This window comes from Arenibacter antarcticus (assembly GCF_041320605.1).
Classification (GTDB): Bacteria; Bacteroidota; Bacteroidia; order Flavobacteriales; family Flavobacteriaceae; genus Arenibacter; species Arenibacter antarcticus.
Map to the genome: position 1 here is coordinate 1,083,157 of NZ_CP166679.1, position 16,275 is coordinate 1,099,431.

Annotated in this window: 14 protein-coding genes and 1 riboswitch; of the genes, 8 read left to right on the forward strand and 6 right to left on the reverse strand. The window is 37.2% G+C overall.

What is annotated here, in order from left to right; translation table 11 throughout:
• Positions 1–21: 21 nt before the first annotated feature.
• Both KCTC52924_RS04555 and KCTC52924_RS04560 read right to left on the reverse strand, forming a co-directional pair.
• Positions 22–1,236 (reverse strand): site-specific integrase, encoded by a 1,215-nt coding sequence (locus tag KCTC52924_RS04555; protein WP_251806961.1) that lies wholly within the window; start codon positions 1,234–1,236, stop codon positions 22–24.
• A 913-nt stretch (positions 1,237–2,149) separates the two neighbouring features.
• Positions 2,150–2,446 carry a type II toxin-antitoxin system RelE/ParE family toxin gene (locus tag KCTC52924_RS04560; RefSeq protein WP_251806960.1) on the reverse strand — a complete coding sequence of 99 codons (297 nt, stop codon included), beginning with the start codon at positions 2,444–2,446 and terminating at the stop codon, positions 2,150–2,152.
• A gap of 177 nt (positions 2,447–2,623) precedes the next feature.
• On the opposite strand from KCTC52924_RS04560, the gene KCTC52924_RS04565 reads away from it, so the two are divergent.
• The 5 genes from KCTC52924_RS04565 (at position 2,624) to KCTC52924_RS04585 (ending at position 6,693) form a co-directional block, all read left to right on the forward strand.
• The gene (locus KCTC52924_RS04565) at positions 2,624–3,154 is read left to right on the forward strand and encodes a hypothetical protein (RefSeq protein WP_251806959.1); all 531 of its coding nucleotides are present in this window, start codon (positions 2,624–2,626) and stop codon (positions 3,152–3,154) included.
• A 451-nt stretch (positions 3,155–3,605) separates the two neighbouring features.
• A riboswitch (TPP riboswitch) is annotated at positions 3,606–3,704 on the forward strand.
• Positions 3,705–3,772: 68 nt separating this feature from the next.
• Positions 3,773–4,489, forward strand: coding sequence for a class I SAM-dependent methyltransferase (locus KCTC52924_RS04570; protein WP_251806958.1), 717 nt, complete (start codon positions 3,773–3,775; stop codon positions 4,487–4,489).
• A 2-nt stretch (positions 4,490–4,491) separates the two neighbouring features.
• Complete coding sequence (locus tag KCTC52924_RS04575) at positions 4,492–5,544, forward strand: AIR synthase family protein (RefSeq protein ID WP_251806956.1); 1,053 nt, start codon at positions 4,492–4,494, stop codon at positions 5,542–5,544.
• A 227-nt stretch (positions 5,545–5,771) separates the two neighbouring features.
• The gene (locus KCTC52924_RS04580; protein WP_251806955.1) at positions 5,772–6,401 is read left to right on the forward strand and encodes a thiamine phosphate synthase; all 630 of its coding nucleotides are present in this window, start codon (positions 5,772–5,774) and stop codon (positions 6,399–6,401) included.
• A 1-nt stretch (position 6,402) separates the two neighbouring features.
• Positions 6,403–6,693 carry a Trm112 family protein gene (locus KCTC52924_RS04585; protein WP_251806953.1) on the forward strand — a complete coding sequence of 97 codons (291 nt, stop codon included), beginning with the start codon at positions 6,403–6,405 and terminating at the stop codon, positions 6,691–6,693.
• 432 nt (positions 6,694–7,125) lie between these two features.
• Here the strand turns inward: KCTC52924_RS04585 and KCTC52924_RS04590 are convergent, their stop codons facing one another.
• The 4 genes from KCTC52924_RS04590 to KCTC52924_RS04605 all read right to left on the reverse strand — a co-directional run bounded on the left by KCTC52924_RS04590 (position 7,126) and on the right by KCTC52924_RS04605 (position 11,222).
• Positions 7,126–8,400, reverse strand: coding sequence for a hypothetical protein (locus tag KCTC52924_RS04590; RefSeq protein ID WP_251806952.1), 1,275 nt, complete (start codon positions 8,398–8,400; stop codon positions 7,126–7,128).
• A gap of 92 nt (positions 8,401–8,492) precedes the next feature.
• Positions 8,493–9,785 (reverse strand): hypothetical protein, encoded by a 1,293-nt coding sequence (locus KCTC52924_RS04595; protein WP_251806951.1) that lies wholly within the window; start codon positions 9,783–9,785, stop codon positions 8,493–8,495.
• Between the two features lie 241 nt (positions 9,786–10,026).
• Entirely contained in the window at positions 10,027–10,683 is a 657-nt protein-coding gene (locus KCTC52924_RS04600; protein WP_251806950.1) for a hypothetical protein, read from the reverse strand.
• 17 nt (positions 10,684–10,700) lie between these two features.
• Positions 10,701–11,222: a porin family protein gene (locus tag KCTC52924_RS04605; RefSeq protein WP_251806949.1), complete on the reverse strand. Its 522-nt coding sequence runs from the start codon at positions 11,220–11,222 to the stop codon at positions 10,701–10,703.
• Positions 11,223–11,858: 636 nt separating this feature from the next.
• On the opposite strand from KCTC52924_RS04605, the gene KCTC52924_RS04610 reads away from it, so the two are divergent.
• From KCTC52924_RS04610 to KCTC52924_RS04620, 3 genes are all read left to right on the forward strand, one after another.
• Positions 11,859–13,802, forward strand: coding sequence for a tetratricopeptide repeat protein (locus KCTC52924_RS04610; RefSeq protein WP_370671509.1), 1,944 nt, complete (start codon positions 11,859–11,861; stop codon positions 13,800–13,802).
• 17 nt (positions 13,803–13,819) lie between these two features.
• Entirely contained in the window at positions 13,820–14,575 is a 756-nt protein-coding gene (locus tag KCTC52924_RS04615; protein WP_251806947.1) for a LytTR family DNA-binding domain-containing protein, read from the forward strand.
• Positions 14,576–14,719: 144 nt separating this feature from the next.
• The gene (locus KCTC52924_RS04620; RefSeq protein WP_251806946.1) at positions 14,720–15,982 is read left to right on the forward strand and encodes an alginate export family protein; all 1,263 of its coding nucleotides are present in this window, start codon (positions 14,720–14,722) and stop codon (positions 15,980–15,982) included.
• Positions 15,983–16,275 lie beyond the last annotated feature (293 nt).

Sequence of the window (16,275 nt, forward strand, 5' to 3'; positions counted from 1 at the left end):
ACTTTTTGAAACTTTGAAAATTTAGAAATTAATAACCTTTTCTAAAGCATCATCAGTCTCTTTATGCATAAAATTGGCTTGATAATTTATTGTAGTTGTAACGGTGGAATGACGATATAGCTTTTGCAGCATCTGAATAGGAATTCTGTCGCCTGAAATATTGCCAAAACTGTGACGGGCAATGTGCATGGTGAGCTTTTTGTTTATTTTCGCTTTATCTGCGATATGCACGAGATATTTATTAAATTTTTTGTTGGCGGATTTTACTTTGTTAAAAACATCTTTCGGATTTTTGAGGTCAGCATTGTTCATTTCAGGAAAAACAAAATCCTCACTGGATCTCCTGTCCTCATAATATCGTCTTAAAAGTGATGTAATTTTCTCTGGTAATTTAAAGGATAACAATTTTTCGTTCTTCCCCATACGATAGTGTAACCGGCCATCGTAAATATCGCTCCACTTAATCATAAGAACATCACCAACACGCATCCCTGCAAGATAAAAACTAAACAACCAAACATTTCGCGCATGAGATTGCTGTTCCGTTAAGTCCTCCAAAGCCTCGATTGATTGAATTTCTTCTATGGTAAGCCCAACTTTTTCGGATTCGGGGAATTTGATGCGTATTTTATCCGCTCCAAATGGATACAATTTTCTGTCAACAATTCCTAATCGTATAGCTTTATTGTACAGGGTTCTAATTACAATTAAGTTGTTAATGACCGAGCGTTGAGATACTTTTCGTGTAGTTTTCAAATAGAGTGAAAAACGACGCAATAAAGCCTCGTCAATTTCTCGAAAACTTAAATCATCATTATCGACAAATCTTATAAAATGACCGACTCGCGCTTTATCGGATGATAAACGCTGTAATTTATTTGTTTTTTCTAAATTATCTAAATAATTATCGGCAATTTCTTTAAAGCTAGTTTTGGTAAGCGGAGTTGCAATTTCCTCTTTTATCTGTTTTGACGAGATATCATTTTGATGAGTCTGTAAATCAATTAAGGTTTGATTCGCTTCAGCCAACTTCTTGATAAGAAGATTGTTTAAGCGTATGGAATTGGGATGCGATTTTCGCACCTCGCGATTGCCTTCATCCCAATATTTAATAGCAATGTAATGCCCTATATAAAGATAGGTCGTTTTTCTGTTTTTAGTTATGCGAACCGCTAAAGGAAAAAGACCTTGTTTGTTCGCTTTCTTGCGAAGAGTTACCTTTATACTTGACCCCATACTTTACTATTTATACTAAAGATACGAATTCTAGGTACAACATAGGTACAACAAATGGTGGTTTTTTATGGTTTTATATGGTCTTTATTGTTTTTTGTAAAAATGTAAATAGCTTAATATGAGCTATTTAACTACATATAACATCAAAATACTCTGAATTCAAAATCCAGTGTCTTTGACGTGTGGGTTCGATTCCCACCTCGAGTACGAAAGGCTTTAACAGCAATGTTAAAGCCTTTTTTTATTCCCAGGCACAACATAGGTACAACAATTTAAAATTAAATATATTCCTCTTAGCCAATTAAAAATCCACAATTCTATTTTGATTCACACACACCTTTTGAGATTGACCATATAGGGATCTATCAATGCTTCCCTAACCATTTTGGCTTTTCGGCGATAATACAATCAAAACTAACTTTGTGCACCGTATTAAGTTCTTTTAGTAGATTTTCTACATCCTTTTTAGTCAGAAATCCATTACCTAGTAACTTACCAAGTTTTGCACTAAGTTTACCCAACCTGAAACCATCTTCTAACATATCGTCTATTTAAACCTTTTGTAATCGCTTTTAAATTCCAAAAAAAACAGGGTGAAATTTTCCAGCGATACTTTTTATTTCTAAGTATTTAAAAATCTCTTTAAAAAAGAACCTGATTTTTTCTTTTGTTGTAAGTCAGATTCAGAGTCTTTTACGGTTTCAAAACTTTTGATTAATTCAGCTCTTTCTTCCTCACTATTTGTATTATTATGTATTACCGTAAACTTCGTAAAAACGCATTCACTTCCGAAGAAGTCGAATTGATTACCATGGCATTATATCAAGATGTAGCTATGATTGGACTTATAAATAAATCTGAAAAAGACTATAGCGAGGGTAGAACCCATACACATAAAGAGGCAATGAAATACTTACGTGAAAAGCATCTTTAATTCTTCTGGATCCTGGCTCGTTGGCCAAAATAAAATTAGCACAAGTTCTTTGTCAACAAGACAGATAAAGTAAGTATGCTCGGTAATCAGTATTTTTCTATACTTCGGATTAATCTCATATATATGACCCATGTAAGGGTTTCCTTCTAATGATATTATTGTTTTCTCCACGGTATCAAGGAAGTTGGCCAATACTTCGTATGTCCACTTCACTTTTAAATACTCGATTATCTCATCTTCAATTTCCAGGGCCAGCCTCGTCCAAATTGCTTTCATTTTCGCTTTAAAATAATGCACTCAAATAATATTTTGATTTGAAAGTGGCACTGTTAAACCAAAATAGGTGATTGCAAGATCCAGCTCAAAGCATATATTCATCAGTAGTTCCAAAGCAACCTTTTCAAGCCGATCACATCTTATTCTTTAAAAGAGATATCCCACTAAAAAATAATTATGAAAATTAAATTCCATTTTATTGCATTATTGGTCTTTGGGAGCGTATTATCCTCTTGTGAAAAGGATGATCTTGAATACCAAAATGAATTCGAAAATAGTCGCAAGGCTATGTTGGATTTTAAGGAATCATCCAATAATTCTTACAAGTATGTTGTTCCTGGCGGTTCTGTTCTGGTCAGTTTCGGCTGGGAATCGACCATAACGGTAACCCATGGGAAAGTAACACAAAGACACTTCAGATATACATCAACCGAGGGATTATCGGATAATGTTCCTCAGGAAGAATTGGAATGGGTCGAAAATGAGAATGAAATAAATAGTCATGAGCATACCAGTGCGGCATATGCTTGGACATTGGATGAAATATATGATAAAGCTCAACAAGAGTGGTTGGTTAACCGGAAAAATGTAAAAATTTACTTTGAAGCTGAAAACAATGGATTGATATCAAGTTGCGGTTATGTAGAAGATGGATGTATGGATGATTGCTTTAATGGGATCAATATTAAAAGTATCGAGGCCCTTTAAACCATTAGACAATGAAAAAATATATACTTTTTTTACAATAATGTTCTGGTTTACGGTAAGTGTTAAGGACCCGCTGGTACCTTACCTACTTCAAAATGCGGATTAATCTCTACAAATCAATTGAATCTATCGGCTTCGCCAATAGATCTACTCCGCTCGTACATAATCCGAGTACTTCGGTTCGTATGGTAACACGGGCTAAAAATTGATGTATATTCAAGTTCTGCAACAGCCACCCAGGTTTAATTAGAATTCCAACAAATCGCCAATCGGTTCATTCATTGATCATTAAAGCACCTAATTTTGAGTGCTTTTTTTGTGTTTGTTCCAAATTATAATCACATCTAAGATATTCTTATTTTGCCTTAGAGTTACATTGAAAACCCATTTCTATAAAAAAGTCTTGATAGAAAATAAAAGTTATAGTTCAAAATATTCGGTAACTTGTGCCTTTAAATGCGTGGGGTGTTCTGAAAAAAATCAGGACTGAGAATATACCCAAGAACCTGATTTGGATAATGCCAACGTAGGGATGCATACTTAGGATACATATGTTTCCATTGTACCATCTAGTTGGCTCCAAAAGGATGGTTTTAATTTTTTAAAAAAATTATAACAATGGAAATAGAAAAAATCAATCAACAACTTGTTCCCGAAAAAACACAGTCCTGGCAAGGAAGGTCAGAGTGGTTCTTCAATAGGAAATATACGGATACCTACGAAGAGTATTATGAGGGGCCCTACAAGCGTGCCGAAGTTTGGCAGAAGCATATTTTGGAGCAACTTATCTCCAAAGATACCCGTGTAAAGACGTTACTAGAATTTGGCTGCGGCACTACCCGGTTTACACGTTGGTGGAAGGATATAGGGATTGAAGCCATCGGCGGCGATATTTCACCCTTTATGCTCTCCCAGGCCTTGCACCGCTTTGAAGGGGATTTGGTGATGGCAGACTCCCACCACCTGCCATTTAAAGATAGTACCTTTGATGCCCTGGCCTTTATTACCACATTTGAATATTATAAAGACCCTGTAAAAGTCATCCGTGAAGCTGCCCGCGTGGGGAGACATGGAATTATAATGGGGATGATGAACCGGAACACCCCTAAACTGATCAGGCGTAGAACACAACAACTTTTTGGGAAGAACGAATTTTATGTGACTGCTACCTTTTATACTCCCCAATCCTTAATAAAAACCATAGACAACGCTTTAGAGGGTAGAGATTATTCTATTGAGTGGACCACAACAGGACTTCCTAAATGGTTTCCCGTACAAAAATGGAATTTACCCATTGGGGACTTTTTTGCGCTGTACGTAAAATTTAATGACTAGTTATGGAAGTGCAAACAGGAAAAATTTCGCCTACTGATTTCAAGCAGTTTATTGAGCACAGGTGTGGGAAGCATAGACAGGAGGTGATCGCTGGACCTCAATTTGGGGTAGATGTATCTATAGTAGGATTACCCAATGGGATGGCCATGGCAATGGCCAGTGATCCTCTATCCCTTATCCCTTCCCTTGGATTAAAAGAATCTGCATGGTTATCTGTACAACTGGCAGCCAATGACATTGCTACAACAGGTTTTCCGCCTATGTACGGTCAATTTGTTTTGAACCTCCCCGCTACATTTTCCCAAAAAGATTTTGAGGCGTATTGGGATTATATCCATCTATTTTGTTCAGATCTAGGAATAGCTATCACAGGCGGACATACTGGATTTGTGGAAGGGAACAACTCTACCATTGCTGGTGGAGTTACTTTTACAACTATCGCAAAACAAGATCTACTACTCACCACAAAATCAGCAACTGTTGGCGATGTTATCTTAGTAAGTAAAGGCTGCGCTATTTCTTCTGCCGCTATTTTGGCTATGAGCTTTCCTGAAACGGCAAAGAACAAAGCTGGCGCTGAGCATTATAATATTGCGTGTGAGTCCTTTTATGATATCTCTGTAATGAAAGATGCGCTTACCGCCGTAGGAGATAGGGCGAACAATGGGATTACCGCCATGCACGATGTTACGGAAGGTGGGGTGCTAGGTGCTATTTATGAGATGGCCGTAGCCTCTGGCAACGGGGCTATAATCTATAATGACCAACTACCTATAAGGGAGACACAATCTAGAATTTGTGAGGTGTTCTCCATTGACCCCCGTTATTGTATAGGTGCTGGTGCCATGGTCATCACTTGTAAAAAAGAAGCTAAAGCTAAAATCATAGCACAATTTGAAGCCAATGCTATCCCTTGCACTGAAGTTGGAGAAATTACAGAAAAGCTTAAGGGTGTAACACTAATGGAAAAAGAAACGCTATCCGATCTAATCTACAATGAAAAGGACCCTTATTGGGGTGCTTTTTTCAATGCATTGCATCAAAACTGGAAATAAATATGAAATGAGCATGACCGAAATCTGGTCGCAAATACGTATGAAGATATGCGAACCTGACTGCCGTCAGGCAAGTTCACATACCCGTGCTGAGCGCAGCCGAAGTATGACCGTTAAAAAACAATAAATATCTACATATGAAATGAGCATGACCGAAAACTGGTCGCAAACACGAATGAAGATATGTGAATTACATATGACCGTTAAAAAACAATAAATATCTACATATGAATAAAAAATCTATTAAGGCGGGTATTTATCTAGTGGTTGATCCATCCATGGAAGAGTTTATTTTATTAGAAAAACTACAAATAAGTTTGGCATTGGGAATTGTTGCCGTTCAGATTTGGGACAACTTTAATAACATATCAAACATAGAAGGAGTTGTTCAGAAAATTTGCGCTCTATGCTCAAATCATCAGACCCCGGTTTTAATCAACAACCGATGGGAACATCTAAAAACAATGGATTTAGACGGCGTTCATTTTGATGAAGTTCCGAATAATTTAGAGGAGATTAAAAGGGAGATCGATAAAGAGATAATAATTGGTCTTACCTGTGGGAATAATTTAGATCATGTTAAATGGGCGGCTGATAACCCTATAGATTATATCTCCTTTTGTTCCATGTTCTCATCTTCTAGTGTGAGTGATTGTGAAATAGTTACCCAGAAAACCATAAAAAATGCAGCGTTAATTTTTAATAAACCCATCTTTTTAGCAGGGGGAATTGTTCCAGCAAATATGAACCAATTTGATGAACTAAACTATCATGGGGTTGCCGTTATATCTGGAATTATGAATGCAGCGCATCCCGATGAGGCCATAAATGAATACCGTAACATATTAAATAAATAAAATGAGAATAGAAACGATAGAAAAATTGTGTTGCCCTTTTGATAAGGCAGATTTAACGTTGCGAATTATTACCAAAGACGAACAGGATAATATTTTAGAGGGCATTCTTTCTTGTGCGGATTGTAATCGTGTTTATCCAATAGTCACCGGAATCCCTATAATGAGCCCAGATGAATACAGGAATTTTGAACGCGAACAACCCATGCTGGAAAAATGGGAAAAACTCTTAGAAGGACAAGAAATGGAATTTAAAATTGTTGATGGGAAAATTATTGCTATTGAAAAGGTATAGGAATTAAATATTGATAGCTACCAAGAAGTCCATAATTATTTTGACCTGAAGGACTAGATTAAAAATTATTAGTGCCCTATAAACATAATTATAAAGCGGGATTTCCATGAAGGATTTTCTGCTTTATTTCTATCTTATTTGTTTACCAAAAAGCTCAGATACATACCGCGCTTCAGTGATGGTATTTTTCATCCTAATAGGCGTTTTTTTTGTGGATAGCAAAAAACTGGATCAGGTACAATTTCTGGGAATTTCAACACTTAAAAAACCGCAACAACCATATTACTAAAGTGTTGCAGTTTTCCCTTCCCTATAACGCCAACCATTTGCCCTTTTTCAGATCATGACCAATGAATCACTTTGCTTTTGTTTACAAATAATAATTATTCCACTTAGCTTATGATACAGTTAAGCGAACAAACAGAAATTTACTTACTTCCCTAATGAACGAGCAACAAATATGGAAGTACCGACTGCATATTTAGTACCTGGACTCACCGATACAAGATCTCCATTCTTCCAGTATGCCACTTTATCTTGGCTGCCACTATTATTAACCCCAGACACATACACATCATTATTATCCACGAATATGGAATATGGTATTCCTTTTACATTATCGGCAAAAGGCACAGGAACATTATTTTTCCAGTAGCCGCTATAGCCTCTTGCAGCTACATAAACACTCCCGTCATCTACGAATATAGAGTTTGCGATAACTGAACTACTTCCATCGGTAAGGGATACAGCAGTGCCATTTTTCCAGTATTTAGCTACACTTATACCAGCTATCATCGTCCCATTATACTCATATCCAGCTACATAAATAGTACCATTATCAACGAATATAGAAGTTGCAAATGCATCATTAATGCCATCTGTCAAGGTAACCGGCAGACCGTTTTTCCAATATTTAGCTACATTCCTAGAGCCGTTATCTTCATATCCAGCCACATAGACATCTCCTCCATTATCCACGAATACGGAAAGTGCCCCTGTATCAAAATCACCCTCTCTAGTCAGAGGGAACGATGTACCATTCTTCCAATATTGAGCTGTACGTTTCATTTGGTCATTGTATTCCCATCCAGCTACATAAACATCCCCGTTATTCACGAATATGGAATATGCCTCTCCTCTTACAATATTAAAATCAATTGTGTTTTTTGCAGTGCCGTTTTTCCAATACTGAACTTTACCTCCAACATGTCCAGCCACATACACATCACCATCCGCAACGAATATTGAATTTGCTCTTGCATTCACACTCCCATTGCTGAGGGATATAACCTCATCATTTTCCCAGTATTTAGCTGTAGATATCGAGCTTTCTTGTTCATATCCAGCGATATATACAACTGTTTTAAATGCTTTTATAGTAGTTTTTTCACTATCTACATATCCCTCCTTTTTAGCTACAGCTTGGTATTCGCCAGCCTCTTTAAAAGTGTGTTTACTATTTTCGATTTTAACGCCATTAATATAAATACTGGCTTCTATCGCTTTGCCTTTAGCAGTGGCAGTAAAGGCCACTTCATCATCCTTTTCCACTTCCGTGGATGAGGCGGTAAGTACCAACTGTGTTTTTTCTACAATGGGCACATCTAGTTCCTCACTTGGTTCACTTTTGGAACAGGACATTAAAAATGTAAGGCCTAACATAAATGCACCGGCCAACTTGCTTGATAGTTTTAAATGTTTTTTCATGATACTTTATTTTTGTGAGGATCAACTTGGGGAATTGAAGTAGAAACTAGTTTATAAAGAAGCAGGGCATAGCCACTAATAAAAAAATTGATCTACTCAATCTCAACTTCTTGTACGACTATGTCATAGGCTGCGCCTTCATGATTGCCATCGGTCAAATCCACGGCCACACCGTTTTTCCAATATTTAGCCACAGGCACATCATTTGCATTCGCCTCATAACCAGCAACATACACATCCGCCCCCAAAACAAAGAGCGCCATAACAACTGCATTTGTACTACCATCGGTAAGGGTAACCGCTTGTCCATTCTTCCAATATTTAGCTGCAGCTTTTCCATTAACTATTTCATATCCACCTACATATATATCCGTTCCGGAAATGAAGACAGATGTTAATTCGGTAGCCCCCAAGCTTTTGGAAGAAATTGTATGTTGATTTTTTTTCCAATAAGTACCTACTTGGTCGTCTTGTGCATTGATTTCAGATCCTGCTATATAGACATCCTCGCCAGAAACAAACATATTAAGTACACTAGACATTCCTCCTCCAGGATTCAATAGGATGGCATTCCCATTTTTCCAATACATGGCCCTTTGAAGACCCTGGTTACCTTGTTCAACTCCGGCTATGTGCACATCCTCCCCAGAAACGAATATGGAACTTGCCTGACTAGACAATGGGCTGTTGGCGTCGGTAAGTGCAATAGCCTGTCCATTTTTCCAATAGGTAGCCAATCGCCTACCTTTACTATCTAATTGAAATCCAGATAGATAAACATTATCATCAGAAACAGCGATAGACTTCCCTAAAGATATGCCCGCATTAGTGATGCGTTTGATCTCCAATCCATTTTTCCAATAGATCAACTGGGAAAAAGATCCATTAACCCCAGATATATGTACATCGTTATTGGCAAGCACTAAAGAAGTGCCTATTGCATTGTTACCAAGAATTGTAGGTGTACCGTTTTTCCAATACTTGGCTACGTATGTACCATTGCTATTAATTTCTTCTCCAACTATATGTACCACGATTGCCATTTTACGCTTCAATACAAGGATACCATGTTGGTCGCTGTCCTGATAGCCTTCTTTTTTAGCCACCACTTTATAGTTGCCAGGCTCGGCAAAGGTGTGTTCGCTATGGTCAATGGAAATCCCGTTAACATAGTAGGTGGCACCTGAAATGGCTTTCCCGTTAGCAGTGGCGGAAAACTGCACTGTTTCCCCTTCTTTAATTTCCGTACTGGAAAGGGTCACCACCAAAGCCTCTTGTTCAATAACTGACACCGAGCCATCATCTTTGGAACAGGATAGTAAAATCGTAAAACCCAACAGCAATACGCTGGCTAACATGCTTGTTACTTTTAAGTGTTTTCTCATGATACTTTATTTTTAGGGTATTTTATTGTTTAATGAATGAGTTTCTTATGATTAAAGGGAGCCATCAAAACCCTATCAGGATATCTCACATCTGTTATTATGCAGGCTATTTATGCAATAAAATCAACAGGTTTCCACAGAACTTTATTAGAAATTTTTTGTTTGATTACAAGCTAAAACAGCAAGGCACTTAAAAGCACCTTGCCGTTCTTAACAACTCAATTCAAATTAATTATGATAATCATACTCCAAAGCCAAGTAATGGCCTAAGATTAAATTTCCCTTCGGTTATTGTAAGCTTCTTAGGAGGGGTATCGGTTCCATCGTAAGAATAGAGTTCAGCCTCAAAAGTTCCTGATAATCTGGTGTAACCCTTACCCAATTGTTGTCCTAAAAAATTCTGATCTCCAATTTCAAAATCTTTTACCGTAAAATTTCCTATTTGTTGCTCTGAATCCTCTGGATGCATGGAAACATACACTCCCTTACCTTCTGATTCGCTCCCAACTTCATTGTATATAATTATACCATAACCAAATTGGTTATTCGATATACTTCCTACGGGATAGGATTTTTTGGGTCTATTGAATTCAGCTCCCGATAACAATAAACTAAGACTTATGGATTCCGATAATTCCTCCGAACCGCTGTCATCAATAATTTTTACTCCGGTCATATTTACCCAATAGGTCTTCTCATCTTCGCCATCTTCGGTATCCCCTACGGTCATTACGGTAGCAACATGTGCCTTCCACAACTTCCCGTTGATCTTCATGGTCATCGTACTTTCACCTCCCAACTGATCTGCGGGGCCGTCATTGTCTTTAGAACAAGCAACATTTAAGGTCAAAAAGATTCCAAGAAGAAAAACACCAGTAAGCTTATTTAAATTTCTCATAGTATTGAAATTAGGAATTAAATTGAAAAATTATAAGCTACTCGTACGCCTAAGAAATTGGCATTATTCACAATCTGATATCTCAATCCAAAATCCCAATCTCCCATAGTATAGCCACCTCCTAAAGACAAGCTCACTTCCGTAGACGAATAACTCCCTCCAAAACTGCCAAACCCCGTATTGGACATATCTACTTTGGAATTTAAAGCAACTACCCCTACTTGAGGTTCAACGTAAAAACCATCAAAATCATGATGGTATCCAAACATAATAGGAATCATCCCCATATGTCCACTTATATTTGAGTCTCCATCAATTCCAAATCGGAGATATCCTAGAGTACCCGTGATATTAGCATTCTCATTAAGCCCATAATAAATTTTACCTGTAGCTCCAAATCCCATATTGTAGGCGTCGCCAAAGTCTCCCATAGGGAGTCCAACTTCTGCTCCTACTCCTATTTTATGAAAGCCGTCCTGTGCAAACGCCACAAAGGCAAAAAAGAGAGAAAAGGTGGTAAATAAAATTTGTTTTTTCATAATTCTAATGATTTGATTAATTGTTATTATTTTTAAAATTGGATTATTTATTCCTGTCAAATCAAGCGTAATTAAATGCTATCCACAAGAGTGAATTAGAATTTGCAGCAGTTCAGCTAGTAAACCCACCACTTTAATTAGAAATCGGATTTTAGTGGAATTCTCAATGAAACCTGTGAAATTCTCACCCAAAACAGCTGTTTAATAAGTCGGCCTAACAAAGCATCGTTATTTGGTCTATTATTACTGATATATAACACTTGTATGATTCTGATTAAGCAATCGTTGCTATGGTGTTTAAAGCACTAATAAATTCCAAAAGTAGGCGGAGCTATTACCTTTTATACGGAGAAAATTGGCAGGTTTTATATACTCAAGACACATAAATACCTATATAACCCATATTCCTGTAATACCCTAGACCTAGTAATTCATCTCCATTTGCTATGTTAGCAACTTATTGGGACAATTGTGATAAAAAATTCTAACCAAATAATATTCAGCATCCAATAAATGAATCTGAACCAAAGACACACTATGGGTAATAAAAAATGCATTTTATTTTGTATTCCCCAGGCTACATCACAACGCGCCCTATATTTATCCTACTTCCTATTTTTAGTTTGGACGGGGTGTATGGCCCAAAACAAACTGGAAGACCTAAGACAAAACCTCTCATTGGCTACCAATGATTCCTTACAGATCAGCTTAAAAATGAAAATTTCCAGAGAATTGCATAGGCAAGCTGAGCATGCAGAAGAGGATATTGAAATTGCAAAAGAGGCCGTTGATCAAGCTATAAATACCCCAAATTCCATATTATATGCAAGGGCACTTAATAACTTAGGCTTGCTATATCGATATCATCAACAATACCCGCTATCCATACCGCTCCATGTAAAAGCTTTTGAAATTATAAAGGACCAGAATGGATTCACCTTGGACAAGATGATATTTGCCAACAATGCCGGAGTGGCTGGCAGATATAATGCAGACTACGAATTGGCAGTAAGCTATTATATGAAAGCCTTACGAATTGCAGAAGCAGAAAATAGCCTATTAAATATAGAGATTGCTAGTAATGGTCTTGGAAATACTTTTATGGCTATCCCCCACAGGACGGAAGAAGGCTTCAACTATTTACAACGTGCCCTAGAGGTTGCTAAACAAGCAGACAATCGCTTGGGACTGGCCATGAACTACCTAACCATAAGCGGTTATCACGACAATCTACATCAGCATGAAAAGGCGCGCTCCTATCTAAATAAGCTCTTAAAACTCAATCAAGAGTTAAATGACACCTATGGCAAGGCCATGACCCTAAAGGCGTTTGGAGAGAGCTATTTAACAGAAAACAAAAACCTTGCCCTATCGGAAGATTACTTTTTAGAGGCCCATCAAATGTTTAAGGATTTAGGGGACAAACACAGACAGGCGTTGACACTTTATAATTTAGGATTAGTGTCCTTTAAGCAAAAGAACTACCCCCTTAGCTTAGAACGATTGAACGATGCCCTAAGCAGGTCCGAACAGTTGAATGACAAGGTGTTGATTGTGAATATTTCTGAAATTATTTCTACCATACATGAAGAAACAGCCAACTATTCCGAAGCCCTAGTGTATTATAAAAAAGCTAGAGATTATAAGGACAGTATAAACCTTGCCTCCCAAGAAGTACAAATTGCCACCATTAGCAACCAATTTAATCTAGAGAAAAAAGAAGCAGAAATAGGATTATTAAAAAAAGAGCAGTCTTTTCAATCAGAGCAGATAATGAATCATAAAGCTGCCATTAAAAATAGGGGAATAATAATATTCCTATTGGCCGCTGTTTTCTTAACACTTGCAATCATAATATTGCTTCAGTACAAGAACCATAAGAATAAAAAAGCAATACAAACTATAATTCATCAACAAGAAAAGGAAAAGGTAGAAGCAGATTATAAGAGGAATTTACTGGAAGCCGAAATCCTGGCAAATCAAATGAAATTAAATCCACATTTCCTGTTCAATTGCCTTAACTCTATCAAATACCTAATCCAACAAAATGACACCAAAAAGGCGATTAAATACTTGGTTAAATTCTCTAGGTTTACCCGTATGGTTCTAGAGAGCGCTAACAAACCCATGCACAGTATAATGGAGGAATTGGAGCTTACCACTTATTATCTGGAACTCGAAAAAAATCGATTTAATAGTGATTTTACCTACACTTTTTGTAATACAATTGACAATGAAGCAAATAAAGTATATCTTCCAACTATGTTATTGCAGCCATTTGTGGAAAATGCAATTTGGCACGGTCTTTTACCCAGCAATAAAGAGATTAAATGTGTTGCAATAATGGTTAAAAGAAATAACGGTATGGTAGAAATTCATATTGAAGACAATGGACAGGGGCGTCAAGAAAAAAAACCATCCCAATATGGCGCACATAAAAGCAGGGGAACTGAAATAGTTGATAAGCGGATCCATTTATTCAACAAGAGTTATAACAAATCCTTAGACTATAGAATAATCGACAAAAAAGATAGCAATGGGGAGGCTTTGGGAACTTGTGTTGTTCTTAATATTAAGTAATAATAAAGATAAGGGTAATGAACATTGCTATATTGGATGACGAACTACACTGTGTAGAAAGCTTATTATTTCATATTCGTCAATTATTTCCAGATTTTAAGGTAGCTTACAAAGGCACCAATCCTGTTGAGGCATTAAAATCATTAAAGGAACTGGACATAGACCTTCTTTTTTTAGATGTTGAGATGCCGGGGATGAATGGGTTCGAATTTTTGGAACAATTTGACAAACTTCCATTCGACGTGATTTTCACCACCGCATATAGCCAATATGCCATTCAGGCATTTAAAGCCCAGGCTAATAACTACCTTTTAAAACCGATTGACGAGGATGAACTTGAGGAAGCGATTAATCAGTGGCTAGAAAAATCTCCTAACTCGGAGGAATCCTCTGCTGAGATTTGCAACTTATTAAACCATCTGAAGAAAGAAAATCTCTTAAAAAATAAAATAGCCGTTCCAGTGAGTGATGGTCTGGAGTTTGTTGAAATAAAGAACATCCTATATTGTCAGAGCCAAAATAATTATACTTCTATTTTTTTAAAGAATGGAGAGAAGTTATTTATATGCAGGACCCTAAAGGATGTAGAAAATTCCCTAAAGCGATTTCTATTTCTCAGAGTGCACCAATCTTACTTGATTAATCCCAGTTATATGCAAAAATACATTCGGAACGATGGGGGGTATATCCTAATGTCCAATGACCAAAGCATACCGATAAGCAGTTCTAAAAAAGCAATGATCGCCGAGATCTTTGATGGTATTAATAGTTGATAATGAACCTCATTAAACATTATTTCGATTCACAATTCACCTACTACATTTAGAATATTAGTATAGAAACAGTGTGCCTGACAATCGTCATAGTTTTATATCCTGGAAAGTTGAATTTTTGCTCCTAGCAATAACTGATCAATTATGAAACCAGACAACTTTATCAAAGTCGTTTTTTGTTTTTTTATATTTTCTTTTGGGCACGCGCAATTCTCCCTTGACACAGAATTACGTCCGCGGGCCGAATATCGTCATGGGTATAAAACACTTATCCCAGACCATGTGGATGCCGCCCTATTTGTATCGCAGCGCACCAGATTGAATGCAGATTACAAACTGGATGGCCTATCCTTCTATTTAAGCCTTCAGGATGTACGGGTCTGGGGCGATGTCCCACAACTTAACCTGTCCGATAAGAACGGACTGGGAATTCACCAGGTATGGGGGGAAATACAACTTCTTGAAGACCTATCCCTTAAGGTAGGAAGACAGGAAATTAGTTATGATGATCATCGGATATTTGGGAATGTTGGCTGGGCACAACAAGCCCGTAGTCACGATGCCCTACTCCTTAAGTATCAAAAATCAGATTTTAAGATACATTTGGGCCTTGCCTATAATCAAGATGCAGAGCGCCTCAATGGGACTACTTTAACCACCCCTAGCACATACAAGAGCCTACACTATATCTGGGGAAATAAAACTTGGGAACAGTTTTCTGCCAGCCTTCTAATACTGAACAACGGGGAACAATTTATAGACCTAATCAACAGCAATAATAACAAAACCAGATACAGTCAGACTTTGGGAACTCACCTGAAATATCAGGAAGGCCATTTAAACCTAAGCTCCAATATTTTCTACCAAATAGGCAAAGATGTTCTTGATAATGATCTAAATGCATTTCTTTTGGCCTTGGAAGGAAATTATAACGTGACCCAAAAATGGCGGGTTGGCCTTGGTGCAGAATTACAGAGTGGAAATAACAACGGACTTCCTGCCGACGGCAAGAACAAGGCCTTTACCCCCTTCTATGGCACCAACCATAAATTTAATGGTCATATGGATTATTTCTACGTGGGCAGCCATAACAACAATGTTGGATTGTTGGATGTGTACGTTCAGACAAAACTAACCATTAGCGAAAAATCCGATCTAAGCCTTGCCTTTCATAATTTCTCAGCAGAAGGCAAAATTTCCGGTACGGACAAAAAGGAACTGGGCAGTGAATTAGATTTGGCCTATGCCTATAAACTTCAAAAATATGTTTCCTTGACCACCGGATATTCACATTTATTCCCAACTAAAGGTATGGAAACCTTAAAAGGAAATTCCGATGGAAACACCAATAATTGGGGTTGGGTAATGCTGACAATCAACCCTACTTTGTTTACCACCAAAGAATAAGCAAAAACCTTATCTTAGATATTTCAAAGCCCAAAAAAGAATTCTATCCAAAGGACAAGCTAATAATAATCTTCTGAAATAGGCAGATTAGGGCAATCTATGATTTCAAGCACATAACAAACTTCCAAACCATTGTTTAATCATTTAGAACCCACACTGCAAACCTCCTACTTTTTGATATCAGTACTAATATAACTATATTTCAAAGTGAATTAGGAATCCAACCATTAAGGTAATTTGCTTTTTGTATTTTCAAAACTGCGCTTACCTCTCTTAACATAAAAGTTAACACT